This window comes from Streptomyces sp. Tu 3180 (genome assembly GCF_009852415.1).
Classification (GTDB): Bacteria; Actinomycetota; Actinomycetes; order Streptomycetales; family Streptomycetaceae; genus Streptomyces.
The window spans coordinates 3,155,991-3,181,883 of record NZ_WOXS01000002.1; the positions used below are offsets into that span (position 1 = coordinate 3,155,991).

The 25,893-nt window shown below is 71.9% G+C and carries 20 protein-coding genes, 1 tRNA gene and 1 pseudogene; 16 read left to right on the forward strand and 6 right to left on the reverse strand.

The features are described from left to right. Nucleotides 1-38: 38 nt before the first annotated feature. Both GL259_RS15110 and GL259_RS15115 read right to left on the reverse strand, forming a co-directional pair. Entirely contained in the window at nucleotides 39-1,196 is a 1,158-nt protein-coding gene (locus GL259_RS15110; RefSeq protein ID WP_159533043.1) for an acyl-CoA dehydrogenase family protein, read from the reverse strand. Between the two features lie 116 nt (nucleotides 1,197-1,312). Next, the gene (locus GL259_RS15115) at nucleotides 1,313-1,909 is read right to left on the reverse strand and encodes a TetR/AcrR family transcriptional regulator (RefSeq protein WP_159533045.1); all 597 of its coding nucleotides are present in this window, start codon (nucleotides 1,907-1,909) and stop codon (nucleotides 1,313-1,315) included. An 87-nt stretch (nucleotides 1,910-1,996) separates the two neighbouring features. Between GL259_RS15115 and GL259_RS15120 the strand changes: the two genes are divergently transcribed. The 4 genes and pseudogenes from GL259_RS15120 to GL259_RS15135 all read left to right on the forward strand — a co-directional run bounded on the left by GL259_RS15120 (nucleotide 1,997) and on the right by GL259_RS15135 (nucleotide 7,668). After that, entirely contained in the window at nucleotides 1,997-3,613 is a 1,617-nt protein-coding gene (locus GL259_RS15120) for a carboxyl transferase domain-containing protein (protein WP_159533047.1), read from the forward strand. Nucleotides 3,614-3,627: 14 nt separating this feature from the next. After that, complete coding sequence (locus GL259_RS15125) at nucleotides 3,628-5,559, forward strand: acetyl-CoA carboxylase biotin carboxylase subunit (RefSeq protein WP_159533049.1); 1,932 nt, start codon at nucleotides 3,628-3,630, stop codon at nucleotides 5,557-5,559. Beyond that, nucleotides 5,556-6,503, forward strand: a complete 948-nt coding sequence (locus GL259_RS15130; RefSeq protein WP_159533052.1) for a hydroxymethylglutaryl-CoA lyase — start codon at nucleotides 5,556-5,558, stop codon at nucleotides 6,501-6,503. The genes GL259_RS15125 and GL259_RS15130 overlap by 4 nt, the downstream gene beginning before the upstream one ends. A 5-nt stretch (nucleotides 6,504-6,508) precedes the next feature. Then, nucleotides 6,509-7,668: pseudogene (locus GL259_RS15135) on the forward strand (acyl-CoA dehydrogenase family protein). Between the two features lie 52 nt (nucleotides 7,669-7,720). On the opposite strand, the gene GL259_RS15140 reads toward GL259_RS15135, so the two are convergent. Beyond that, a complete protein-coding gene (locus GL259_RS15140) occupies nucleotides 7,721-8,062 on the reverse strand; it encodes a hypothetical protein (protein WP_208026473.1) in 342 nt (113 codons plus the stop codon). A 184-nt stretch (nucleotides 8,063-8,246) separates the two neighbouring features. On the opposite strand from GL259_RS15140, the gene GL259_RS15145 reads away from it, so the two are divergent. From GL259_RS15145 to GL259_RS15170, 6 genes are all read left to right on the forward strand, one after another. Further along, a complete protein-coding gene (locus GL259_RS15145; protein ID WP_159533054.1) occupies nucleotides 8,247-9,290 on the forward strand; it encodes an ABC transporter substrate-binding protein in 1,044 nt (347 codons plus the stop codon). A gap of 33 nt (nucleotides 9,291-9,323) precedes the next feature. Then, nucleotides 9,324-10,199, forward strand: coding sequence for a siderophore-interacting protein (locus GL259_RS15150; RefSeq protein ID WP_159533056.1), 876 nt, complete (start codon nucleotides 9,324-9,326; stop codon nucleotides 10,197-10,199). A 171-nt stretch (nucleotides 10,200-10,370) separates the two neighbouring features. Next, nucleotides 10,371-11,813 carry a lysine decarboxylase DesA gene (desA, locus tag GL259_RS15155; RefSeq protein WP_159533058.1) on the forward strand — a complete coding sequence of 481 codons (1,443 nt, stop codon included), beginning with the start codon at nucleotides 10,371-10,373 and terminating at the stop codon, nucleotides 11,811-11,813. After that, on the forward strand, nucleotides 11,797-13,098 hold the full coding sequence (locus GL259_RS15160) for a lysine N(6)-hydroxylase/L-ornithine N(5)-oxygenase family protein (protein ID WP_159533060.1): 1,302 nt from the start codon (nucleotides 11,797-11,799) through the stop codon (nucleotides 13,096-13,098). The genes desA and GL259_RS15160 overlap by 17 nt, the downstream gene beginning before the upstream one ends. Further along, nucleotides 13,095-13,661 (forward strand): GNAT family N-acetyltransferase, encoded by a 567-nt coding sequence (locus GL259_RS15165; RefSeq protein ID WP_159533062.1) that lies wholly within the window; start codon nucleotides 13,095-13,097, stop codon nucleotides 13,659-13,661. The genes GL259_RS15160 and GL259_RS15165 overlap by 4 nt, the downstream gene beginning before the upstream one ends. Continuing rightward, nucleotides 13,658-15,433: an IucA/IucC family siderophore biosynthesis protein gene (locus GL259_RS15170; protein WP_159533064.1), complete on the forward strand. Its 1,776-nt coding sequence runs from the start codon at nucleotides 13,658-13,660 to the stop codon at nucleotides 15,431-15,433. The genes GL259_RS15165 and GL259_RS15170 overlap by 4 nt, the downstream gene beginning before the upstream one ends. A gap of 114 nt (nucleotides 15,434-15,547) precedes the next feature. Here the strand turns inward: GL259_RS15170 and GL259_RS15175 are convergent, their stop codons facing one another. After that, nucleotides 15,548-17,173 (reverse strand): beta-N-acetylhexosaminidase, encoded by a 1,626-nt coding sequence (locus GL259_RS15175; protein ID WP_159533066.1) that lies wholly within the window; start codon nucleotides 17,171-17,173, stop codon nucleotides 15,548-15,550. 93 nt (nucleotides 17,174-17,266) lie between these two features. Between GL259_RS15175 and GL259_RS15180 the strand changes: the two genes are divergently transcribed. From GL259_RS15180 to glmS, 3 genes are all read left to right on the forward strand, one after another. After that, nucleotides 17,267-18,169 (forward strand): DUF4429 domain-containing protein, encoded by a 903-nt coding sequence (locus GL259_RS15180; RefSeq protein WP_159533068.1) that lies wholly within the window; start codon nucleotides 17,267-17,269, stop codon nucleotides 18,167-18,169. A 131-nt stretch (nucleotides 18,170-18,300) separates the two neighbouring features. After that, on the forward strand, nucleotides 18,301-18,558 hold the full coding sequence (locus tag GL259_RS15185; RefSeq protein ID WP_030869322.1) for a hypothetical protein: 258 nt from the start codon (nucleotides 18,301-18,303) through the stop codon (nucleotides 18,556-18,558). Nucleotides 18,559-18,602: 44 nt separating this feature from the next. After that, the gene (glmS, locus tag GL259_RS15190; protein ID WP_159533070.1) at nucleotides 18,603-20,420 is read left to right on the forward strand and encodes a glutamine--fructose-6-phosphate transaminase (isomerizing); all 1,818 of its coding nucleotides are present in this window, start codon (nucleotides 18,603-18,605) and stop codon (nucleotides 20,418-20,420) included. Nucleotides 20,421-20,588: 168 nt separating this feature from the next. On the opposite strand, the gene GL259_RS15195 is transcribed toward glmS, so the two are convergent. Beyond that, nucleotides 20,589-21,116, reverse strand: coding sequence for a universal stress protein (locus tag GL259_RS15195; RefSeq protein ID WP_159533072.1), 528 nt, complete (start codon nucleotides 21,114-21,116; stop codon nucleotides 20,589-20,591). 771 nt (nucleotides 21,117-21,887) lie between these two features. On the opposite strand from GL259_RS15195, the gene GL259_RS15200 reads away from it, so the two are divergent. The 3 genes from GL259_RS15200 to GL259_RS15210 all read left to right on the forward strand — a co-directional run bounded on the left by GL259_RS15200 (nucleotide 21,888) and on the right by GL259_RS15210 (nucleotide 24,243). Then, entirely contained in the window at nucleotides 21,888-23,192 is a 1,305-nt protein-coding gene (locus GL259_RS15200) for a helix-turn-helix domain-containing protein (protein ID WP_159533074.1), read from the forward strand. 256 nt (nucleotides 23,193-23,448) lie between these two features. Further along, on the forward strand, nucleotides 23,449-24,051 hold the full coding sequence (orn, locus tag GL259_RS15205; RefSeq protein ID WP_159533076.1) for an oligoribonuclease: 603 nt from the start codon (nucleotides 23,449-23,451) through the stop codon (nucleotides 24,049-24,051). A 119-nt stretch (nucleotides 24,052-24,170) separates the two neighbouring features. Next, nucleotides 24,171-24,243: transfer RNA gene (locus GL259_RS15210), tRNA-His, on the forward strand. Nucleotides 24,244-24,592: 349 nt separating this feature from the next. Here the strand turns inward: GL259_RS15210 and GL259_RS15215 are convergent. Then, the gene (locus tag GL259_RS15215; protein WP_159533078.1) at nucleotides 24,593-25,648 is read right to left on the reverse strand and encodes a LacI family DNA-binding transcriptional regulator; all 1,056 of its coding nucleotides are present in this window, start codon (nucleotides 25,646-25,648) and stop codon (nucleotides 24,593-24,595) included. Nucleotides 25,649-25,893 lie beyond the last annotated feature (245 nt).

Below are 25,893 nucleotides of genomic sequence, written 5' to 3' on the forward strand. Positions count from 1 at the left end.
TGTACAGGTAGGTGTAGGGACCAGAGATTTCGTGGTCCTTACAGGCCCATGTCCTTGGCGATGATCGTCTTCATGATCTCGCTGGTGCCGCCGTAGATGCGGTTGACGCGGTTGTCCGCGTACAGGCGGGCGATCGGGTACTCGTTCATGTAGCCGTAGCCGCCGTGCAGCTGGAGGCAGCGGTCGATGACGCGGTGGGCGACCTCGGTGCAGAACAGCTTGGCGGAGGCGGCCTCGGCGGGGGTGAGCTCGCCGGCGTCCAGGGCCTCGGTGGCGCGGTCGGCGACGGCCTCGGCGGCGTCCACCTCGGCCTGGCAGGCGGCCAGCTCGAACTTGGTGTTCTGGAAGTGGGCGACCGGCTTGCCGAAGACGGTGCGCTCCTGCACGTACTGCTTGGCGAACCGGACGGCGGCCTTGGCCTGCGCGTAGGCGCCGAAGGCGATGCCCCAGCGCTCGGAGGCCAGGTTGTGGCCGAGGTAGTAGAAGCCCTTGTTCTCCTCGCCGAGCAGGTCCTCGACGGGGACCTTGACGTCGACGAACGCCAGCTCGGCGGTGTCGGAGGTCTTCAGGCCGAGCTTGTCGAGCTTGCGGCCGACGGAGTAGCCCTCGGACTTGGTGTCGACGGCGAACAGGGAGATGCCGTGGCGGCGGTCCTCCGCCGTCGGGGCGGCGGTGCGGGCGCAGACGATCACCTTGTCGGCGTGGACGCCGCCGGTGATGAAGGTCTTGGCGCCGTTGAGGACGTAGTGCGTGCCGTCCTCGCTCAGCCTGGCGGTGGTCTTCATGCCCGCGAGGTCGGAGCCGGTGCCCGGCTCGGTCATCGCGATGGCCCACATCTCCTCGCCGGTGACGAACTTCGGCAGGTAGCGCTTCTTCTGCTCGTCGGTGGCCAGCATCTTGATGTAGGGCAGGGCGAGCAGCACGTGCACGCCGGAGCCGCCGAACTGGACGCCCGCGCGGGCGGTCTCCTCGTAGAGGACGGCCTCGAACTTGTGGGTGTCCAGGCCCGCGCCGCCGTACTCCTCGGGCACGCTGATCCCGAAGATGCCCAGCTCACCGAGCTTGTAGTAGAAGTCGCGGGGCGCCTGGCCCGCCGCGAACCACTCGTCGTAGACGGGGACGACCTCGGCCTCGATGAAGGCGCGGATCGTCTCCCGGAACGCCTCGTGATCCTCGTTGAAAACCGTACGGCGCACTGTCCGCCACCTCCAGAACCTGGGCATGTCTAAGCGCTTGCTCAGATCAAAGGTACCGGCGAGTATCCACAGGCGTCCAGAGCGGGACCCCCGTAACGCTCGTCACTCGGCCGGGGTCAGCGCGCCGGCGCCGCCGCGAACGCGCCCCGCGCCATCCGGTGCAGCAGCTCGGCCGTCGCCCCGCGTCCGGGCAGGGAGCCCGCGCGGCCGAGGTGCGGGGTGGAGTTGAGCAGACCGAACACCGAGTGCACCGCCGAGCGGGCGGCCGGCTCGGCCAGCTCCGGGTACACCTCGCGGACCACCCCCACCCACAGTTCGACGTACTGCCGCTGCAGCTGGCGGACCAGCTTGCGGTCGGTGTCCCGGAGGCGGTCCAGCTCCCGGTCGTGCAGGGTGATGAGGGGGCGGTCGTCGAGCGCGAAGTCGATGTGTCCCTCGATCAGCGAGTCGAGGACCGCCTCGGGGGCCACCCCCCCGGCCTCCTCCAGCCGTCGTTTCGCACCCGTCAGCAGCGAGTCGCTGATCCCGACCAGCAGCTCCGCGAGCATCGCGTCCTTGCCCGCGAAGTGCCGGTAGAGCCCGGGCCCGCTGATGCCGACCGCGGCGCCTATCTCGTCGACCCCGACACCGTGGAAGCCGCGTTCGGCGAACAGCCGGGCGGCCTCCCTGAGGATCTGCTCGCGGCGGGTGGGGGCGTCGGTTCTGGTGGCCATGGAGACAATTCTAGACAGCGAGGTTAGCGGTCGTTAACCTGAAGGAAATGCGTTAACGCTCATTAACAAGGTGAGGGGACCCGCAGGATGCATGAGGCACCGGAGCTTCACAGCGCGGCCGATCCCGCGTCGGAGGCCTTTCGGGCCAACGAGGAGGCGCACCGCGCGCTCGTCGAGGAGCTGCGCGGCAAGCTGGCCGCGGCCCGGCTCGGCGGCGGCGAGAGGGCGCGGGCGCGGCACACCGCGCGCGGGAAGCTGCTCCCGCGCGACCGCGTGGACGCCCTCCTCGACCCCGGCTCGCCCTTCCTGGAGCTGGCCCCGCTGGCGGCCGACGGGATGTACGACGGACAGGCCCCGGCGGCCGGCGTGATCGCCGGGATCGGCCGGGTGAGCGGACGGGAGTGCGTGGTCGTCGCCAACGACGCCACCGTCAAGGGCGGCACCTACTACCCGATGACGGTCAAGAAGCACCTCCGCGCGCAGGAGGTGGCCCTCGACAACCGCCTCCCCTGCGTCTACCTCGTGGACTCGGGCGGTGCCTTCCTGCCGATGCAGGACGAGGTGTTCCCGGACCGGGACCACTTCGGGCGGATCTTCTACAACCAGGCCAGGATGTCCGGCGCCGGCATCCCGCAGATCGCGGCGGTCCTCGGCTCCTGCACGGCCGGCGGGGCGTACGTCCCGGCGATGAGCGACGAGGCGGTGATCGTCCGGGGCCAGGGCACGATCTTCCTCGGCGGCCCGCCGCTGGTGAAGGCGGCCACCGGCGAGGTGGTCACGGCGGAGGAGCTGGGCGGCGGCGAGGTCCACTCGCGCGTGTCCGGCGTCACCGACCACCTCGCGGAGGACGACGCGCACGCGCTGCGGATCGTCCGCACCATCGTCTCCACGCTCCCCGCCCGCGGCCCCCTGCCCTGGCAGGTCGAGCCGGCCGTCGAGCCGAAGGTCGACCCGGCCGGGCTGTACGGCGCGGTGCCGGTGGACTCCCGCACCCCCTACGACGTGCGCGAGATCATCGCCCGGATCACCGACGGCTCCCGGTTCGCCGAGTTCAAGGCGGAGTTCGGGCAGACCCTGGTCACCGGCTTCGCCCGGATCCACGGCCACCCGGTGGGGATCGTCGCCAACAACGGCATCCTGTTCTCCGAGTCGGCGCAGAAGGGCGCCCACTTCATCGAGCTGTGCGACCAGCGCGGGATCCCGCTGGTGTTCCTGCAGAACATCTCGGGCTTCATGGTGGGCCGGGACTACGAGGCGGGCGGCATCGCCAAGCACGGCGCCAAGATGGTCACGGCGGTGGCCTGCACCCGCGTGCCGAAGCTGACGGTGGTGGTCGGCGGCTCCTACGGGGCGGGCAACTACTCGATGTGCGGGCGGGCGTACTCCCCCCGCTTCCTGTGGATGTGGCCGGGCGCCAAGATCTCGGTCATGGGCGGCGAGCAGGCCGCCTCGGTCCTCGCGACCGTCAAGCGGGACCAGATGGAGGCGCGCGGCGAGCAGTGGCCCGCGGAGGACGAGGACGCCTTCAAGGCCCCGATCCGCGCCCAGTACGAGCGCCAGGGGAACGCCTACTACGCGACGGCCCGCCTCTGGGACGACGGCGTGATCGACCCGCTGGAGACCCGGCAGGTGCTGGGCCTGGCCCTGACCGCGTGCGCCAACGCGCCACTGGGTGACCCCCAGTTCGGCGTCTTCCGGATGTGAGGGGACGGACGACGATGTTCGAGACAGTTCTTGTGGCCAACCGGGGCGAGATCGCCGTCCGCGTCATCCGCACCCTGCGGTCGATGGGCGTGCGCTCGGTGGCCGTGTACTCCGACGCGGACGCCGACGCCCGGCACGTGCGGGAGGCCGACACGGCGGTGCGGATCGGACCGGCGCCGGCCGCGGAGAGCTACCTGTCGGTGGAGCGGCTGCTGGAGGCCGCCGCGCGCACCGGCGCCCAGGCCGTCCACCCGGGCTACGGCTTCCTCGCCGAGAACGCCGGGTTCGCGCGCGCCTGCGCCGAGGCGGGGCTGGTGTTCATCGGGCCCCCGGCCGACGCGATCTCCCTGATGGGCGACAAGATCCGCGCGAAGGAGACGGTGCGGGCGGCCGGCGTCCCGGTCGTCCCCGGCTCCAGCGGCAGCGGCCTGACGGACGGGCAGCTCGCCGAGGCCGCCCTGGAGATCGGCGTGCCGGTGCTGCTGAAGCCGTCGGCGGGCGGCGGCGGCAAGGGCATGCGCCTGGTGCGGGACGCGGAGCGGCTGGCCGAGGAGATCGCCGCCGCCCGCCGCGAGGCCCGCGCCTCCTTCGGCGACGACACGCTGCTCGTCGAGCGGTGGATCGACCGGCCCCGGCACATCGAGATCCAGGTGCTGGCCGACGGCCACGGGGGCGTCGTCCACCTGGGCGAGCGCGAGTGCTCCCTGCAGCGCCGCCACCAGAAGATCATCGAGGAGGCGCCCAGCGTCCTGCTGGACGAGGCGACCCGGGCCGCGATGGGCGAGGCGGCGGTCCAGGCGGCCCGCTCCTGCGGCTACCGGGGCGCGGGCACGGTGGAGTTCATCGTCCCCGGCACCGACCCGTCGTCGTACTACTTCATGGAGATGAACACCCGCCTGCAGGTGGAGCACCCGGTCACCGAGCTCGTCACCGGACTGGACCTGGTGGAGTGGCAGCTGCGGGTGGCGGCGGGCGAGCCGCTGCCGTTCGGGCAGGAGGACGTCACGCTCACCGGGCACGCGGTGGAGGCCCGCGTCTGCGCCGAGGACCCGGCGCGCGGCTTCCTCCCCTCCGGCGGCACGGTGCTGAGACTGCGCGAGCCCCGGGGCGACGGCGTCCGCACCGACTCCGGGCTCAGCGAGGGCACCGAGGTCGGCAGCCTCTACGACCCGATGCTGTCCAAGGTGATCGCGTACGGCCCCGACCGCGCGAGCGCGCTGCGCAGGCTGCGGGCGGCCCTGGCGGAGACGGTCACGCTGGGCGTGCAGACCAACGCCGGGTTCCTGCGGCGGCTGCTCGCGCACCCGGCGGTGGTCAGCGGCGACATGGACACCGGGCTGGTGGAGCGCGAGGCGCAGGGCCTGCTCTCCACCGAGGTCCCCGAGGAGGTGTACGAGGCGGCGGCGGCCGTACGCCTGGACGCGCTGCGCCCGCGCGGCGACGGCTGGACGGACCCGTTCTCGGTGCCGGACGGCTGGCGCCTGGGCGGCACCCCGAAGCCGGCCTCCTTCCACCTCCGGGTCACGGACCCGGTGGAGCACACCCCGCGCGGCACCCACACCGTCACCGACGACCGGGTGACGGTGACGCTGGACGGCGTCCGGCACACCTTCCACCGCGCCGCCGACTGGCTCGGCCGCGACGGCGACGCCTGGCACGTGCGCGACCACGACCCGGTCGCCGCGTCCCTCACCCGGGCGGGCCAGGCGGGCGCCGACTCGCTGACCGCGCCGATGCCGGGCACGGTGACGGTGGTGAAGGTCGCCGTCGGCGACGAGGTGAGCGCGGGCCAGAGCCTGCTGGTGGTGGAGGCGATGAAGATGGAGCACGTCATCTCCGCCCCGCACGCCGGCACGGTCACCGAGCTGGACGTGGCCCCCGGCACCACGGTCGCCATGGACCAGGTGCTGGCGGTCATCGCCCCCGTGGAGGAGGAGACGGCGTGAACGCCTCGGAGCTGGACCTGCCGATGACCGTGCCGGCGCGGGGACTGCCCGCGCGGGTCCGCATCCACGAGGTCGGCGCGCGCGACGGCCTGCAGAACGAGAGGGCGACCGTCCCGACGGCCGTCAAGGCGGAGTTCATCCGCCGCCTGGCCGGCACCGGCCTGGCCACCATCGAGGCGACGAGCTTCGTCCACCCCAAGTGGGTGCCCCAGCTGGCGGACGCGGAGGACCTGTACCGGGCCGTCGCCGACCTGCCGGTGGCGCTGCCGGTCCTGGTGCCCAACGAGCGGGGCCTGGACCGCGCGCTGGCGCTCGGCGCCCGGCGGGTCGCGGTGTTCGCCAGCGCCACGGAGTCCTTCGCCAGGGCCAACCTCAACCGCACGGTGGACGAGGCGCTGGCGATGTTCGAGCCGGTGGTGCGGCGGGCGAAGGCGGAGGGCGTCCACGTCCGCGGCTACCTGTCGATGTGCTTCGGCGACCCCTGGGAGGGCGCGGTCCCGCTCCCCCAGGTGGTGCGGGTGTGCAGGGCCCTGCTGGACATGGGCTGCGACGAGCTGAGCCTGGGCGACACCATCGGCGTGGCCACCCCGGGCCACGTGACGGCCCTGCTCGCCGCCCTCACCGAGGCGGACGTCCCCGTGTCCGCCCTGGGCGTGCACTTCCACGACACCTACGGCCAGGCCCTGGCCAACACGCTGGCCGCGCTCCAGCAGGGCGTCACCACGGTCGACGCCTCCGCCGGCGGACTGGGCGGCTGCCCGTACGCGAAGTCCGCCACCGGCAACCTCGCCACCGAGGACCTCGTGTGGATGCTGCGGGGCCTCGGCATCGACACCGGAGTCGACCTCGGCCGTCTCGTCGCCACAAGCGTCTGGATGGCCGCCCACCTGGGCCGACCCAGCCCGTCCCGCACCGTACGAGCCCTCTCCCACCAGGAGCAGTGAACGACATGGACCACAAGCTCTCCCCGAACTGGAAGAACTCCGCCGCACGGTCGAGGAGTTCGCGCACGACGTCGTGGCGCCGAAGATCGGCGACTTCTACGAGCGGCACGAGTTCCCGTACGAGATCGTGCGGGAGATGGGCCGCATGGGCCTGTTCGGCCTGCCGTTCCCGGAGGAGTACGGCGGCATGGGCGGCGACTACTTCGCGCTGGGCGTGGCCCTGGAGGAGCTGGCGCGGGTCGACTCCTCGGTGGCGATCACCCTGGAGGCCGGCGTCTCCCTGGGCGCGATGCCGATCCACCTGTTCGGCACGCAGGAGCAGAAGCGCGCGTGGCTGCCCCGCCTGTGCTCGGGCGAGATCCTGGGCGCGTTCGGCCTGACGGAGCCGGACGGCGGCAGCGACGCGGGCGCGACCCGCACGACGGCCCGCCTGGACGAGTCGACGAACGAGTGGGTGATCAACGGCACGAAGTGCTTCATCACCAACTCGGGCACGGACATCACGGGCCTGGTCACGGTCACGGCGGTGACGGGCCGCAAGCCCGACGGCAGGCCGCTGATCTCGGCGATCATCGTCCCGTCGGGCACGCCGGGCTTCACGGTGGCGGCCCCGTACTCGAAGGTCGGCTGGAACGCCTCGGACACGCGGGAGCTGTCGTTCCAGGACGTGCGCGTCCCGGCCGCGAACCTGCTGGGCGAGGAGGGCCGCGGCTACGCGCAGTTCCTGCGCATCCTGGACGAGGGCCGCATCGCCATCGCGGCCCTGGCGACGGGCCTGGCCCAGGGGTGCGTGGACGAGTCGGTGAAGTACGCCCGGGAGCGGCACGCGTTCGGCCGTCCGATCGGCGCCAACCAGGCCATCCAGTTCAAGGTCGCCGACATGGAGATGAAGGCCCACACCGCCCGCCTCGCCTGGCGCGACGCGGCGAGCCGCCTGGTGGCCGGCGAGCCCTTCAAGAAGGAGGCGGCACTGGCGAAGCTGTACTCCTCCACGGTGGCGGTGGACAACGCCCGCGACGCCACCCAGATCCACGGCGGCTACGGCTTCATGAACGAGTACCCGGTGGCCCGCATGTGGCGCGACTCCAAGATCCTGGAGATCGGCGAGGGCACGAGCGAGGTCCAGCGGATGCTGATCGCCCGGGAGCTGGGACTGGCGGGCTGAGTCACGGGGCCGGTCCGCGTCCTCCCGGGGCGCGGACCGCGTCCCGCCGCGCTCACCCCTCGACCAGGACGAACAGCGCCGTCAGGAACACCATGGGCGTCAGCACCAGTCCCGAACCGACGGTCCAGTAGCGCCGGCCCGGTACGCCCGCCTCCGGACGGGCCAGGGCGTTCAGCGGGATCCACAGGGCCAGGAAGACCGCCCACACCGGGGTCAGGAGCATCACCCAGGGCAGCGTGCCGTCGTTGTCCGTGGGTTCACGGGTGGTCAGGCCCAGCTCCGCCAGCGGGTGGTTCACCGCGAACATCATCGTCAGCCACAGCGGCACGACGGCCACCACCCCGAGGATCAGGTTGACGGCCACGGACGGGCCCCACCGCCGGACCGACTCCACGGCCAACCCCCCTTGCGTGACTGGGATCACGGTACAGGGCACGCATTTCGGCCGCCCCCCGGGGGGATGCATACCGGGCACCCTCTGGACAGATTCTCAGGTTAGGCTAACCTAAGCCTGTTTCCAGCCAAGGGGCCGCGAGCGCGCACCCGCCGGCTCCGTACGCACGAAAGCAGACCCAGTCATGTCGAACGCCAGAACCGCCCGCTTCTCCCGCCGCGGACTGCTCGCCGCCGGCGGCGCCCTCGGACTCGGCGCCGTGCTCGCGGCCTGCGGGGACGAGGACGCGAAGAACAGCGGCTCGGGGGCGGCGAAGGAGACCGAGTCCGGTCCCTGGTCCTTCAAGGACGACCGCGGCACCACCGTGAAGCTCGACAAGGTCCCCGCGAACATCGTCGCGTTCACCGGTGTCGCCGCCGCCCTCCACGACTACGGCGTGCAGGTCAAGGGCGTCTTCGGCCCGACCGAGACCAAGGACGGCAAGGCCGACGTCCAGGCCGGCGACATGGACATCAGCAAGGTGACCATCCTCGGCAACGTCTGGGACCAGTTCAACGTCGAGAAGTACGCGGCCCTCGCGCCCGACGTCCTGATCTCCACGATGTTCGACGACGCCGGCACCCTCTGGTACGTCCCGGAGGCCTCGAAGGAGAAGATCGCCAAGCTCGCCCCGAGCGTCGGCATCTCCGTCTACGACCGCCAGCTGACCGAGCCCCTGCAGCGCATGTGGGAGCTCGCCGAGTCGCTCGGCGGCGACATGAAGGCCGCGAAGGCCACGGACGCCAAGAAGCGCTTCGAGGAGGCCTCGGAGCGGCTGCGCAAGGCCGCCAAGGCGCGCCCCGAGATCAAGGTGATGGCCGGTTCCGCGAGCCCGGAGCTCTTCTACGTCTCCGGCACCAACCTCTCCATCGACCTGGAGTACTTCAAGGCCCTCGGCGTGAACTTCATCGAGCCGCCGGAGAAGGCCAAGGCCGAGGGCGGCGGCTGGTTCGAGAGCCTGAGCTGGGAGAACGTCGACAAGTACGGGGCCGACATCATCATGATGGACGACCGCTCCTCGGCCATCCAGCCGGCCGACATCACCGAGGCGACCTGGAAGAAGCTCCCCGCGGTCAAGGCCGGCCAGGTCGTCCCGCGCTCCGCCGAGCCGATCCTGTCCTACGACAAGTGCGTCCCGCTGGTGGAGAACCTCGCCGAGGCCATCGAGAAGGCCAAGAAGGTCGCCTGACCCTTCCCGCCGCCCCCTCCCCCGGAGTCACAGGTGACCACCGCCGTAGCCGCCCCGTTCCGTTTCTTCGCCCTTCAGGTCGTGACGACGAGGCGGCTCGGCCCGTCCCTGGTCCGGGTCACCTTCGCCGGCCCCGAGCTGCGGGACTTCCGTTCCGACGGACGCGACCAGTCCCTGTCGCTGTTCCTGCCGCACCCGGGGCAGGACGAGCCGGTCGTGCCGCTCGAGCTGGGCGAGGACTGGTGGCGGGGCTGGCGCGAACTCCCGGACGACGTGCGGGCGGTGATGCGCTCGTACACGCTCCGGGACCTGCGCGAGGACGCCGAGGGGCACACCCGCGAGGTCGACGTCGACTTCGTGCTGCACGGCATCGGACCGGACACCTCGCTCCGGGCCGGCCCCGCCTCCCGCTGGGCCGCCCGCGCGAGCGCCGGTGACCGGGTGCTGCTGCTCGGGCCCGCCGTCGCCGACAACCGGGCGATCCGCTTCCGGCCGCCCGAGGACACCGACCTGGTCCTGCTCTGGGCCGACGAGACCGCCCTGCCCGCCACCGCCGCCGTCCTCGGGTCGCTGCCGGCCGGCACCCGTGCCCGGGTCTGGCTGGAGGTGCCGCACGCCGGGGACGTACAGGACCTGGTCACCGAGGCCGACGCCGAGATCACCTGGTTCGTGCGGGAGCGCAGCGGGGGGAACGCCGCCGGGGACGGCCCCCTGGCCCTCGACGCCGTCCGCGCCGACCGGCTCCCCTCCGCCGGGCGGCCGTACGCGTGGATCGCGGGCGAGTCCGGCTGCGTGAAGCGGCTGCGGCGCGTCTTCGCGGGCGAGCACGGGATCGACCGCCGCCGCGTGACGTTCGCGGGCTACTGGCGCCACGGGATGACCGAGGAACAGCTGCGCGCGGAGGGCTAGTCGCGCGGTGAGCCGACCCGCCGCGCCCCTGGCACTTGAGTGATCACGGTCACGATCGGAACCGAAGAGGCCACACGTAACTAAGGTTAGGCTAACCTAACCAACGCGACGGGCCGTCCGCGGCCCGGACCGCTCCCCGCACCGGACCGTCCCCACCGGAGGACCCCCACCATGCGCTCGCACCTGCTCAACGACACCACCGCGGAGCTTTACCGCCGCTCCGTGACCGAAGGAGTCGAGCGGGTGGCCGCCAAACTCGCCACCACCGACCGGCCGTTCACCGGCGTCACGGTCGACGCCCTCTCCCCCCGCATCGACGCGATCGACCTCGACCAGCCGCTGCACGACACCACCGCGGTGCTGGACGAACTGGAGGACGTCTACCTCCGGGACGCGATCTACTTCCACCACCCCCGCTACCTCGCCCACCTCAACTGCCCGGTCGTCATCCCGGCCCTGCTCGGCGAGGCGGTGCTCTCCGCCGTCAACTCCTCCCTGGACACCTGGGACCAGTCCGCCGGCGGCACCCTCATCGAGCGGAAACTGATCGACTGGACGACCCGGCGCATCGGCCTGGGCCCGGCCGCCGACGGCGTGTTCACCTCCGGCGGCACCCAGTCCAACCTCCAGGCGCTGCTGCTGGCCCGCGAGGAGGCCAAGACCGACTCGCTCGCGAAACTGCGCGTCTTCGCCTCCGAGGTCAGCCACTTCAGCGTGCAGAAGTCCGCGAAACTGCTGGGTCTCGGGCAGGACGCCGTGGTGTCGATCCCCGTCGACCACGACAAGCGGCTCCAGACGGTCGCCCTCGCCCACGAGCTGGAGCGCTGCGCCGAGGCGGGCCTGGTCCCCATGGCGGTCGTCGCCACCGCCGGCACCACCGACTTCGGCTCCATCGACCCGCTGCCCGAGATGGCCGAGCTGTGCGAGCAGTACGGCGCCTGGATGCACGTGGACGCCGCCTACGGCTGCGGCCTGCTCGCCTCGCTGAAGCACCGGGACCGCATCGACGGCATCGAGCGCGCCGACTCGGTCACCGTCGACTACCACAAGTCCTTCTTCCAGCCGGTCAGTTCGTCCGCCGTGCTGGTCCGCGACGCGAGCACGCTGCGGCACGCCACCTACCACGCGGAGTACCTCAACCCGCGCCGCATGGTGACCGAGCGCATCCCCAACCAGGTCGACAAGTCCCTGCAGACCACCCGCCGGTTCGACGCGCTCAAGCTGTGGATGACGCTGCGCGTGATGGGCGCCGACGGCGTCGGCCGGCTCTTCGACGAGGTGTGCGACCTGGCCGCCGAGGGCTGGAGGATACTCGCCGCCGACCCGCGCTTCGACGTGGTCGTCGAGCCGTCGCTGTCCACGCTCGTCTTCCGCTACGTCCCGGCGGCCGTCACCGACCCCGCCGAGATCGACCGGGCCAACCTCCACGCCCGCAAGGCGCTGTTCGCCTCCGGTGACGCGGTGGTCGCGGGCACCAAGGTCGACGGCCGCCACTACCTGAAGTTCACCCTGCTCAATCCCGAGACCACGACGGCCGACATCGCCGCCGTCCTCGACCTGATCGCCGGCCACGCCGAGCAGTACCTGGGAGAGTCCCTTGACCGCGCTTCCTGACACCACGGGCACCACGGAAACCACCTACGACTTCGTCGGGATCGGACTGGGCCCCTTCAACCTCGGCCTCGCCTGCCTCACCGAGCCCATCGACGAGCTCAACGGCGTCTTCCTGGAGTCGAAGCCCGACTTCGAGTGGCACGCCGGGATGTTCCTCGACGGCGCCCACCTGCAGACGCCGTTCATGTCGGACCTGGTCACCCTCGCCGACCCGACGTCCCCGTACTCCTTCCTCAACTACCTGAAGGAGAGGGGCCGGCTGTACTCGTTCTACATCCGCGAGAACTTCTACCCGCTGCGCCTGGAGTACGACGACTACTGCCGCTGGGCCGCGGGGAAGCTGTCCAGCATCCGCTTCGGCACGACGGTCACCGAGGTCACGTACGACGAGGCCACCGAGCTGTACGCCGTGAGATCGGCGGCCGGTGACACCTACCGCGCCCGGCACCTGGTGCTCGGCACCGGCACCGTGCCGTTCGTCCCCGAGGCGTGCCGCGGACTGGGGGGCGACCTCTTCCACAACGCCCAGTACATGCACCGCAAGGCGGAGCTGCGCGAGAAGAAGTCGATCACGATCGTCGGCAGCGGGCAGAGCGCCGCCGAGATCTACCACGAGCTGCTCTCCGAGATCGACGTCCACGGCTACCAGCTCAACTGGGTCACCCGCTCCCCGCGGTTCTTCCCGCTGGAGTACACCAAGCTGACCCTGGAGATGACCTCCCCGGACTACATCGACTACTTCCGCGCGCTGCCCGAGGAGACCCGCTACCGGCTGGAGAAGCAGCAGAAGGGCCTGTTCAAGGGCATCAACTCGGAGCTGATCGACTCGATCTTCGACCTGCTGTACCAGAAGAACGTCGAGAGCGCCGGCCGCCCGGTGCCCACCCGCCTCCTCACCAACTCCTCGCTCACCACCGCGCGGTACGAGGACGGCGGCTACACGCTCGGCTTCCACCAGGACGAGCAGGGCAAGGACTTCGAGATCCGCACCGAGGGCCTGGTGCTGGCCACCGGCTACCACTACGAGCCGCCGGCCTTCCTCGACCCGGTCCGCGACCGGCTCCGCTTCGACGGGCACGGCCGCTTCGACGTCACCCGCGACTACGCGATCGACGTGACCGGCCGGGGCGTCTTCCTGCAGAACGCCGGCGTGCACACGCACAGCGTCACCAGCCCCGACCTGGGCATGGGCGCGTACCGCAACAGCTGCATCATCCGCGAGCTGCTCGGCACCGAGTACTACCCCGTCGAGAAGTCCATCGCGTTCCAGGAGTTCGCCGTATGAGCATCCGTGACACCGGCTTCAAGAACGAGCTCGGCACCTTCACCGTCCGCCCGCTCGACCCGCTCCGGGACGCCGGGCTGCTGCACCGCTGGGTCACCGACCCCAAGGCCGCGTTCTGGATGATGCAGGACGCGAAACTCCAGGACGTCGAGCGCGAGTACATGAAGATAGCGGCCGACGAGCACCACCACGCGTGCCTCGGCCTGCACGACGGCGAACCCGCCTTCCTCATGGAGTGGTACGACCCCGCCCACCGCGAGCTGGTCGGCCTGTACGAGCCGGAGCCCGGGGACGTCGGCATGCACTTCCTGGTCGCGCCCACCGGCACCCCGCTGCACGGCTTCACCCGCTCCGTCATCACCGCCGTGATGGCGCACCTCTTCGACGACCCGGCGACCCGGCGCGTCGTCGTCGAGCCGGACGTGTCCAACAAGGCGGTGCACGCCCTGAACGAGGCCGTCGGCTTCGTCCCCGTACGCGAGATCGACAAGCCGGAGAAGAGGGCCTTGCTGAGCTTCTGCACGCGTGAACGGTTCGTCGCGGCCACGGGGGTGGGCGCATGAGCCCCGCCGACGCCGTGGCCCACCTGACCCCCGAGCGCTGGGAGAGGGCCAACCGCCTGCTGATCCGCAAGGCGCTCGCCGAGTTCGCGCACGAGCGGCTGATCACTCCGGAGGGGACCGGCGAGGGCCGCTACGCCGTGCGCAGCGACGACGGCCTGACCGAGTACCGCTTCACCGCCGTGCGCCGGGCCCTGGACCACTGGCAGGTGGACGCCGACTCCGTCACCCGCCACCGCGGGGACGAGGAACTCCCGCTCGCCGCGCTGGACTTCTTCATCGAGCTGCAGAAGTCGCTGGGGCTGAGCGACGAGATCCTGCCGGTGTACCTGGAGGAGATCTCCTCCACCCTCTCCGGCACCTGCTACAAGCTCACCAAGCCGCGGGTCACCTCCGCGGAGCTGGCGCGCAGCGACGACTTCCAGGCCGTCGAGACCGGCATGACCGAGGGCCACCCCTGCTTCGTCGCCAACAACGGGCGGCTCGGCTTCGGCGTCCACGAGTACCTGGCGTACGCGCCGGAGACGGCGAGCCCCGTGAAGCTGGTGTGGCTGGCCGCGCACCGCTCGCGGGCCGCGTTCACGGCCGGCGTCGGCATCGAGTACGAGTCGTTCCTGCGGGACGAGCTGGGCGGGGAGACCGTCGAGCGGTTCCACGGCGTCCTGCGCGAGCAGGGTCTCGACCCGGCCGACTACCTCCTCATCCCGGTGCACCCCTGGCAGTGGTGGAACAAGCTCTCCGTCACCTTCGCCGCCGAGGTCGCCCGCAGGCACCTGGTCTGCCTGGGCGAGGGCGACGACGAGTACCTGGCCCAGCAGTCCATCCGGACCTTCTTCAACACCTCGCACCCCGGGAAGCACTACGTGAAGACGGCCCTGTCCGTCCTCAACATGGGCTTCATGCGCGGGCTGTCCGCCGCCTACATGGAGGCGACCCCGGCGATCAACGACTGGCTGGCCCAGCTGATCGAGGACGATCCGGTGCTGCGGTCGACGGGTCTGTCGATCATCCGGGAGCGCGCGGCGGTCGGCTACCGGCACCTGGAGTACGAGCAGGCCACGGACCGCCACTCGCCGTACCGGAAAATGCTGGCGGCGCTGTGGCGGGAGAGCCCGGTGCCCTCGCTGCGGGACGGCGAGACGCCGGCCACCATGGCGTCGCTCGTCCACGTCGACCACGAGGGGAAGTCCTTCGCGGGCGCGCTGATCGAGCGGTCGGGGCTCGCGCCGGCCGAGTGGCTGCGGCACTACCTGCGCGCCTACTACACCCCGCTGCTGCACAGCTTCTACGCCTACGACCTGGTGTACATGCCGCACGGCGAGAACGTCATCCTCGTCCTGGAGGACGGGGTGGTGCGGCGGGCGATCTACAAGGACATCGCCGAGGAGATCGCGGTGATGGACCCGGACGCGGTGCTGCCGCCGGAGGTCTCCCGCATCCGCGTGGAGGTGCCGGACGACCAGAAGCTGCTGTCGATCTTCACGGACGTCTTCGACTGCTTCTTCCGCTTCCTGGCCGCGAACCTCGCCACCGAGGGGATCCTGGACGAGGACGGCTTCTGGCGCACGGTCGCGGAGGTCACCCGCGAGTACCAGGCGTCGGTGCCCGAGCTGGCCGACAAGTTCGCCCAGTACGACATCTTCGCCCCCGAGTTCGCGCTGTCCTGCCTCAACCGGCTCCAGCTGCGCAACAACAAGCAGATGGTGGACCTCGCGGACCCGTCCGGCGCGCTCCAGCTGATCGGCACCCTGAAGAACCCCCTCGCGGGTCTCTGACCCACGGGCCCACGAACGGACGGGCACCCCGGAGTACGGTCCTCCGGGGTGCCCGTCAGCGTTCCGTGCGCCGGTCCGCCGCGCGGTCCGTCGTCCGGTCCGTGGTCCGGTCCGTCACGCGTCCGGCCAGGGCACCTGCGGGGACCTGTGGTAGCCGATCCCCAGCGCGTCCCAGCGCGGCCCCTGCGCCGCGAGCCGCACCCGGTAGTCCTCCCAGTCGTGCGTGGCCGCGGGGGACCAGCCCAGCTCGGCCACCCCCGGCAGCCGCGGGAAGGCCATGTACTCGAGGTGGGCGGAGTTCTCCAGGGTCTCCGTCCACAGCGGCGCCTCGACCCCGCGCACCGCGGAGGCGGGCACGCCCGGCAGGTAGGCGCCCGGGTCCCAGTCGTAGGACCGCTTCACCTCGACGTGGCCGGCCCAGGACAGGCCGAGCGGGGTGCCGGCGTCGTACTTCATGTCGAGGTAGATCCGGTCGGCCGGGGAGAGGATCAGCCCGGTGCCGTTCCGCGCGGCTTCGGCGACCTGCTCCTTCTCCTGGGCGCCGGTGCCGTCCAGGCCCCAGTACTGGGCGAGGGCGCCCTTGGCCGGGTCGGCGCCGGTGAGCTGGTGCCAGCCGACGACGGTCTTGCCGTACGCGGCGACGATCGGCTGCACCCGGTCCATGAACTTCACGTAGTCCTCGTGCGGGGTGGAGTGCGCCTCGTCGCCGCCGATGTGCAGGTAGCGGCCCGGGGTGAGCGCGGCCAGCTCGCGCACCACGTCGTCCACGAAGTCGTAGGTGATCTCCTTGCCGGTGCACAGCGAGCTGAAGCCGACCGCGGTGCCGGTGTAGAGCGGGGGTGCCACGCCGTCGCAGTTCAGCTCGGCGTAGGAGGCCAGGGCCGCGTTGGTGTGGCCCGGCATGTCGATCTCGGGGACCACCTCCAGGTGGCGGGAGGCGGCGTGGCGGACGATCTCCCGGTAGTCGTCCTTGGTGTAGTACCCGCCGGGGCCGCCGCCGACCTCGGTGGAGCCGCCGTGGGTGGCCAGGCGCGGCCAGGAGTCGACGGCGATGCGCCAGCCCTGGTCGTCGCTGAGGTGCAGGTGCAGCTTGTTGATCTTGTACAGGGCGAGCTGGTCGATGTAGCGCTTGACCTCGTCGACGGTGAAGAAGTGCCGGGAGACGTCCAGCATGGCGCCGCGCCAGGCGTAGCGCGGGGTGTCCTCGACGGTGCCGCCGGCGACCAGCCAGGGTCCGGGCTGCACGGAGTCCTTCTCGACGGCCGCGGGGAGCAGCTGACGCAGGGTCTGGACGCCGTGGAAGAGGCCGGCGGGCCTCGCGGCGGTGAGGGTGACGCCCGAGCGTCCGCTGTCCAGGCGGTAGCCCTCCGCGCCGTACGGGCCCGCGGCGAGGCGGAGCCGGATGCCGCCCCGGCCGTGCTCGGTGACCGGCAGGCGGTAGCCGGTGGAGGGCCGCAGGACGCCGGCGAGGTACTCGCCGACGCGGCGGGCCTCGCGGGAGCCGTCGACCCGGATGCGGGTCTCCTCGGTGATGCGGTACGGGGATCCGCCGGGCGCCACCGAGGCGGGGGCCGGGATCACCCGGTCGAGCGGGACCGGGGCGGCCGCGTCCCGGCCGGGGTCCGCTCCCCCGGGGCCCGCTCCCAGGGTGAAGGCCCCGGCCGCCATGACCAGCAGTAAGGACCCGAACAGCCGCGTGGTGCGGGGAGTCGTTCCGTGGTGCCGTCGTTGCCGTCTCACACGCGCTCCCTTCTCGTCAACTCCGTGGTTCCGCAAGGGAAACCGGACAGGGTCTAGACCACTATCCCGCAGAAGCGGTGAAACAATCCCCCCATGGCGGAAATCATCCAGAAGGACGGCACCTGGGCCTTCGACGGGGAGGCGCTGCGCCTGACCCCCGGGCGGGACAAGAACGTCGGTCTGCTGCGCAGGACCCTGGGTGAGCTGACGGTGCCTCTGAGGGCCCTGGCGGGCATTTCGTTCGAGCAGGGGAAGAAGACCGGGCGGCTGAGGCTGCGGCTGCGCGAGGGCGCCGACCCGCTGCTGCACGCGACCGGCGGCCGGCTCACCGAGCCGCACGACCCCTACCGGCTGGTCGTCGAGTCCGACCGCTACGGGGTCGCCGAGTACTTCACGGAGGAGGTCCGCAACGCCCTGCTGCTGGACCGGGTCCCCTCCGACCCGGTCGCCGGGTACCTGCTGCCCGGCCCGTCCGTGCCGCTGTCCGTGTCGGCCGGGGACGGCACGGCGAGCTTCGACGGCGAGCGCGTGCGCCTGGAGTGGAACTGGAAGACGGAGGACGCCAAGGCCGCCACCGGCACCCGCACGCTCGCGCTGGCCGACCTCACCGCCGTGGAGTGGCAGCCGGCGGTCGGGCTGGAGAACGGCCACCTCCGCTTCACCGTGCGGAGCGCCCCCACCAAGGCCCCGGCCAAGTACGACCCCAACGCGGTGGAGCTGTGGGGCTTCAAGAAGGACCCGCTGATGGCGCTGGTCGCCGCCGCCGTCCAGGCGCGCCTGCCCCACCCGGCCGCCCGGGACGCCGCCGGGGGCGAACGGCCCGCGGTGCCCGGGGACGCGGACGCGCCCGTCGCGGCCCTCGCCCCCGCCCCCACCGAGGACGATCACGACGCCCGGCTGCGCCGGCTGCGGGAGCTGGGCGAGCTGCACCGCTCCGGGGTGCTGACGGACGAGGAGTTCACGCTGGCCAAGCAGGCGGTCCTCAGGCGCATGTAGCGGCCCGCCCGGGCCCCGGAAGGGGTCGCGGCGGGCACCGGAACCCTTCACGACGACGTCCGGAGCCATCGGCCTGCCCGAAATCGGGCACGTTTCTTGCGAAACCGCCGCCGGTGCCTCAGGATCATCGGGTGCACGACGAACTCGTTGATCATCTGACGCGGTCCACGCCCCTGAGCCGGGGCGAGGCGCTGCGCGTGATCCAGGACGTGCTCGCCTACTTCGACGAGACGACCGAGGAGTACGTCCGTCGCCGCCACCGCGAGCTCCAGGCCCAGGGCCTGGTGAACGCGACGATCTTCGAACGGATCGAGGCGGACCTCAGATACCGCGCGGTGGCGCCGCCCGAGCTCTCGCTCCGGCAGCTGCGCCGCATCGTCTACGGCTGATCCTCTCCTCCACGGCCCACCGTCTACAGCTAGGAACCACCCATATGTGCGGAATCGTCGGATACATCGGCAGGCGCGAGGTCGCTCCCCTGCTGCTCGAGGGCCTGCAGCGCCTGGAGTACCGCGGCTACGACTCGGCGGGCATCGTCGTCACCTCCCCGAAGGCGTCCGGCCTGAAGATGGTCAAGGCCAAGGGCCGGGTGCGCGACCTGGAGGCGAAGGTCCCGGCGCGCTTCAAGGGCACCACCGGCATAGCCCACACCCGCTGGGCCACCCACGGTGCCCCGTCCGACGTGAACGCCCACCCGCACCTGGACGCCGAGGGCAAGGTCGCCGTCGTCCACAACGGCATCATCGACAACGCCTCCGACCTGCGCCGCAAGCTGGAGGCGGACGGGGTCGAGTTCCTCTCCGAGACGGACACCGAGGTCCTCACCCACCTCATCGCCCGCTCGCAGGCCGAGAAGCTGGAGGACAAGGTCCGCGAGACCGTGCGCCTCATCGAGGGCACCTACGGCATCGCCGTGCTGCACGCCGACTTCCCGGACCGCATCGTGGTGGCCCGCAACGGCTCGCCGGTCGTCCTCGGCATCGGCGAGAAGGAGATGTTCGTCGCCTCCGACATCGCCGCCCTGGTCGCCCACACCCGGCAGATCGTCACCCTCGACGACGGCGAGATGGCCACCCTCAAGGCCGACGACTTCCGCACCTACACCACCGAGGGCACCCGGACCACCGCCGAGCCGACCACCGTGGAGTGGGAGGCGGCCTCCTACGACATGGGCGGCCACGACACCTACATGCACAAGGAGATCCACGAGCAGGCCGAGGCCGTGGACCGCGTGCTGCGCGGCCGGATCGACGACCGCTTCTCCACCGTGCACCTGGGCGGCCTCAACCTGGACGCCCGCGAGGCGCGCCGGATCCGCCGCGTGAAGATCCTCGGCTGCGGCACCTCGTACCACGCCGGCATGATCGGCGCGCAGATGATCGAGGAGCTGGCCCGCATCCCCGCCGACGCCGAGCCGGCCTCCGAGTTCCGCTACCGCAACGCGGTCGTCGACCCCGACACCCTGTACATCGCGGTCTCCCAGTCCGGTGAGACGTACGACGTGCTGGCGGCCGTCCAGGAGCTGAAGCGCAAGGGCGCGCGGGTGCTGGGCGTGGTGAACGTCGTCGGCTCCGCGATCGCCCGCGAGGCGGACGGCGGCATCTACGTGCACGCCGGCCCCGAGGTGTGCGTGGTGTCCACCAAGTGCTTCACCAACACCTGCGTCGCCTTCGCCCTGCTCGCCCTGCACCTGGGCCGCACCCGCGACCTGTCGGTGCGCGACGGCAAGCGGATCATCGAGGGCCTGCGCCGGCTGCCGGAGCAGATCGCCGGGATCATGGAGCAGGAGGAGGAGATCAAGAAGCTGGCCCTGGAGTACGCCGAGGCCCGCTCGATGCTCTTCATCGGCCGCGTGCGGGGCTACCCGGTGGCCCGCGAGGCCTCCCTGAAGCTCAAGGAGGTCTCCTACATCCACGCCGAGGCCTACCCGGCCTCCGAGCTCAAGCACGGCCCGCTGGCCCTCATCGAGCCCGCGCTGCCCACGGTCGCGATCGTGCCCGACGACGACCTGCTGGAGAAGAACCGCGCCGCGATGGAGGAGATCAAGGCCCGCAGCGGCCGGATCGTCGCCGTGGCCCACCAGGAGCAGGAGAAGGCCGACCACACCGTCGTCGTCCCGAAGAACGAGGACGAGCTGGACCCGATCCTCATGGGCATCCCGCTCCAACTCCTCGCCTACCACACGGCGCTGGCCCTGGGCCGGGACATCGACAAGCCGCGCAACCTCGCCAAGTCGGTGACGGTGGAGTAGCCGGCGACGGCGTCCTGGAGCGACGCCCGCGCAGCCGACTCCCGGAGGTGCCGTCCGCCTCCGGGAGTCGGCACGTTGCGGGACCGACGGGTTCCGGGGGAACGGGTTGCGGAGGACGGGTTCCGGGGGGAACGCGTTCCGGGGCGCGGCTGATGGCGGGCCGACGGACTACGGGATGACGACGACGGGCCGCTGCGCCCGCTTGGCGAGCCGGCCGGCCACGGAGCCGAAGATCCGGCCCACGATGCCGTGGGTGGAGCCGACCACGATCGCGTCGGCCTCGTACTCCCGGCCCACTTCCTCGAGTTCGTGGCAGATGTCGCCACCGCGCTCGACCAGGATCCAGGGCACCTCGGTGAGGTAGTCCGCACAGGCGAGCTCGAGGCCGAGCACCTCCGTGCGGTGGTCCGGGACGTCCACGAAGACCGGGGGCTCGCAGCCCGCCCACACCGTGGTGGGCAGCCGGTTGGCGACATGGACGATGATCAGGCCCGAGCCGAGCCGGCGCGCCATGCCGATCGCGTAGGCGAGGGCCCGTTCACTGGAGGTCGAGCCGTCGAAGCCGACGACCACACCGTGCCGGAACGCGGGGTCGCACGCGTGGCGCGGCTCCTCCGCCGCCGCGGGATCGGCCGCCGTGGGGTCGGCGACCGGCCGCTTGCGGTCCGCGGGTTCGAAGAATTCGTGACCGGCCATGGCTGTCTCGGAGTGGTGATCCTTTGATGGGGACGACAGTGTGCGGCGGAGCTGTGTCCGGGAATCATCTTCCCAACCCCATACCCCCAAGGGTACGGCGGCACGCCTCCTCTGCCCAGATACCGCGCACGCTGGCTCGCGGGTTCCCCGGAGCATGCACGAGAGGGCGCCCGTAACGCAATGGTTGCTGTGCCGTACAGCCGGTTTGCGCGGGGTTCACCCGGCCGCCGGAGGGGGTGGCCGGGACCCCGTCCGGCCCGGACGCGCGGCGGGCCGGCGGTGCGGCCCGCACCGCGGACCCCGTGAGCCACACCACAAGGAGCGGAACGCGCCCGGACCCGCCACCGCCCCCGGGCGGGACCGCGCAGCACCGGAAAAACACCGGTCACCTGACCGGTTTCCGTGCACCCACCCGTATCTTTTCAGCCAACTTCTGGTTCTCGTGCATCCCCTGCCGCAACCGCCCCCCAACCCCCGTTCGACCTGCACGGAAAGGACCACAGGGGGCTTGCGCACCCTACGGGGATTGGCCACTGCGACGAGGCGTACTTCCCTGCGCGGCCCGCGAGTGCAACGCTTCGTGATCGAATGCTTCACGCCAAGTTGCCAAGTCGACAATGCACCGGATGCCTAACTGGCCACCGGGGCAGGGCGGAACGCAGTAGATTCGATCTTGACTGTCTTACGGCGGGGGACTCGTGCAGGACCGAGGGGAAACGTGCAGGAGCGACACAACCGAGGAGCCGCGACCACCGAGGGGGGCTTAGCAGGATGAGCCACGACTCCACTGCCGCGCCGGAAACCGCGGCCCGGAAACTCGCCGGGCGCCGTCGCAAGGAGATCGTCGCGGTGCTGCTGTTCAGCGGCGGCCCCATCTTCGAGAGTTCCATACCGCTGTCGGTGTTCGGGGTTGACCGCCAGGACGCCGGCGTGCCGCGCTACCGCCTGCTGGTGTGCGGCGGCGAAGAAGGCCCGCTGCGGACCACGGGGGGCCTGGAACTCACCGCGCCGCATGGCCTGGAGGCGATATCGCGGGCGGGCACCGTCGTGGTGCCGGCCTGGCGCTCGATCACCTCACCACCGCCCCAGGAGGCGCTCGACGCGCTGCGCCGGGCCCACGAGGAGGGCGCCCGCATCGTCGGGCTGTGCACCGGCGCCTTCGTCCTCGCGGCGGCGGGCCTGCTGGACGGCCGGCCCGCGACCACCCACTGGATGTACGCGCCGACGCTTGCCAAACGCTATCCGTCGGTGCACGTCGATCCACGGGAACTCTTCGTGGACGACGGTGACGTGCTGACCTCCGCGGGCACGGCGGCCGGGATCGACCTGTGCCTGCACATCGTGCGCACCGATCACGGCAACGAGGCGGCCGGGGCGCTCGCCCGGCGCCTGGTCGTCCCACCGCGCCGCAGCGGCGGCCAGGAGCGCTACCTCGACAGGTCTTTACCGGAGGAGATCGGCGCCGACCCGCTCGCCGAGGTCGTCGCCTGGGCGCTGGAGCACCTCCACGAGCAGTTCGACGTGGAGACGCTGGCGGCCCGCGCGTACATGAGCCGCCGTACGTTCGACCGCCGGTTCCGCTCGCTGACCGGCAGCGCGCCGCTGCAGTGGCTGATCACGCAGCGGGTGCTGCAGGCGCAGCGCCTGCTGGAGACGTCGGACTACTCGGTGGACGAGGTCGCCGGCCGCTGCGGCTTCCGCTCGCCGGTCGCCCTGCGCGGCCACTTCCGGCGCCAGCTCGGCTCGTCCCCGGCCGCCTACCGGGCCGCGTACCGCGCGCGGCGCCCGCAGTCCGACCGGAGCCAGGACACCGACGGCACCGCGCGCACCCCGGGGGGCGTCCCGCCCGGCCAGCAGGGCCATCCGGGGCTGCCGGGTCATCCGGGACAGGCGGGCCATCCGGGACAGGCGGCCGCCCTGCACCCGGAGAACCCCGTGCCGCACCAGTCCCGCCGCACCGCGGCGGCGAGCGCCCTGGGCCCGTCCCTGACGGCCTCGGCCTCCGCGGCGGACTCCGGCCGCGAGGCCTACGTCCCGTCACGGGCGGGCGTCCCGGGGCAGCGCGGCACGACGTGACGCGCGCGGCGTAGGCGGCAGGCACCGAGCGGGGCCGGAGACACACGTCCCCGGCCCCGCTCGTCCGCGCGCGGAACACCCCGCGGAGGCCCGCGGAACCCGCGCGCCCACCGGCCCGGCGCGGCCCGGCCCCCCGCACCGCACCGGACCGGCCGGCACCCGGCGGAGCCCCCGGCCGCGCCCGCGCCGGGGCGGCCGTCACCGGGCCCTTCACCACCGGGCTCACTCCACCACGGCGCGCCGTAAGGTGAGACACATGAACGATCGCATGGTGTGGATCGACTGCGAGATGACCGGCCTCTCGCTGTCGGACGACGCGCTCATCGAGGTGGCCGCCCTCGTCACCGACTCCGAGCTGAACGTCCTCGGTGAGGGCGTGGACATCGTCATCCGCCCGCCGGAGCGGGCCCTGGAGACGATGCCGGAGGTGGTGCGTCAGATGCACACCGCGTCCGGGCTGCTCGCCGAGCTCCCGAACGGCACGACGCTCGAGGACGCCGAGCAGCGGGTCCTCGCCTACGTGAAGGAGCACGTCAAGGAGCCCGGCAAGGCGCCCCTGTGCGGCAACTCCGTCGGCACCGACCGCGGCTTCCTGCTGCGGGACATGCCGACGCTGGAGGACTACCTGCACTACCGCATCGTGGACGTGTCCAGCGTCAAGGAGCTGGCCCGCCGCTGGTACCCGAAGGCGTACTTCAACAGCCCCGAGAAGAACGGCAACCACCGCGCCCTCGCCGACATCCGCGAGTCCATCGCGGAGCTGCGCTACTACCGCGAGGCCGTCTTCGTGCCGCAGCCCGGGCCCGACTCGGACACCGCGAGGAAGATCGCCGCGAGGCACGTCCTGCCCGCGCAGTAGGCGGATCGGGGGGCCGTCCGGGGGCGCCGCGGAAAGCCGTGCGCGAGCACCCCTTCGGACCCTGTACACTTTTTCTCGGCCGGTCGGGGAAGGAACTGATCCCAGCCGACAAGGTCATGGTGGGTGTAGCTCAGCTGGTAGAGCACCTGGTTGTGGTCCAGGATGCCGCGGGTTCGAGTCCCGTCACTCACCCTCAGCAGTCAGCCGGTGACTTCCCGTCGAAGTCACCGGCTGAACTCGTTTCCGGGACCTTCCCTCAGCGATCCCCGGAGTGACGCCCCGCACGGGGGCGTCGGCCCGGCGCCCGTCCGTCCGGGGCCCGCCGGGGACGCGCGGTCCTCATGTGGGGCGCCGGCGCCATCGGCCCGATGCGCCCCTCCTCCCCGCGCCTCCCGCCTCGCGGGGTCTCCCCGCTCCCGGGCCGAGCGGCGTGCGGACGACGACGGCCACCGGCACCCGGCCGGTGACCCGCCGGGACCCGCGGGCCTCAGGGCTCCCAAGGCCCTCAGCGCCTTCAGCGCCTTCAGCGCCCTCAGTGCCTTCAGGACGAGGCCCGCGCCACCAGCTCCGTGGCCAGCACCATCTGCCGCCGGTCCAGTTCCCGGGACGCGGGCGGGCGGCGGTCGGCGATCTCGGCGAGGAGCAGGTCGATCATCCGGTGGCCCATCTCCTCGATGGGCTGGCGCACGCTGGTCAGCGGCGGTTCCATGTGGCGGGCGATGGCGGAGTCGTCGTAGCCGACCAGGGCCACGTCGTCGGGGATGCGGCGGCCCGCCTCGCGCAGGACCTGGCGGGCGCCGGCCGCGGTGACGTCGGAGGCGGCGAAGACCGCGTCCAGGTCGGGGCGGCGCTCCAGCAGGGCCGCCATCGCGCGCCGGCCCCCGTCCTCGGAGAAGTCGCCGGCCTCGATCAGCAGCTCGTCCACCTCGTGGCCCGCGTCACGCAGGGCGTCCCGGTAGCCGTCGATGCGGCGCTGGGCGCCGTACACGTCGAGGCGGCCGGTGATGTGGGCGATGGTGCGCCGGCCCCGGCCGATCAGGTGCTCGACCGCCTGGCGGGCGCCGCCGTAGTTGTCCGAGTCCACCGAGGTGAGCGTCTCCGCGGCCGAGCGGGGACCGCTGATCACCGCCGGGATCTCCAGCTGGGCCAGCATGTCGGGCAGCGGGTCGTCGGCGTGCACCGAGACCAGCAGCACGCCGTCCACGCGGTGGGCGGCCAGGTACTGGGCGAGCCGCTGCCGCTCCCGGTCGCTGCCCGCGAAGATCAGCAGCAGCTGCATCTGGGTGTCGGACAGCGCCGCCCCGACACCCCGGAGCATGTCCGAGAAGTACGGCTCGGCGAAGAACCGGGTCTCCGGCTCGGGGACGACCAGCGCGATGGCGTCCGTGCGGTTGGCGGCCAGGGCGCGGGCGGCGGTGTTCGGGACGTAACCGAGCTCCGCGACCGCGGCCTCCACGGCGGCCCGGGTGGCGTCGCTCACCCGGGGCGAGCCGTTGATCACCCGGGAGACCGTGCCGCGGCCCACGCCGGCGCGCGCCGCCACCTCTTCAAGGGTGGGCCGGCCGCCGCTCCGGCCCCGCGCTCCGTGGCTTGCCATCGGCTCCGCCTTCCGTCGTGTGTCACGCTGGCCTGGAATCTAACAGCCCCGTGCGCGGTCGTGACCGTCGCCGGGAGGGCGGCTCACGGACCCCGGGCCTCCGGGGGCGGGGCGAGCGCGTCCAGTTAACGGGCCGATAACTGAACGCACTTTGCCGTGTCTGCTCCCTTGACACCCCCGCCCGAACCCGCGACTCTTCAACACATCACTTGTGGGAGCGCTCCCACAGTACCTGACACATACAC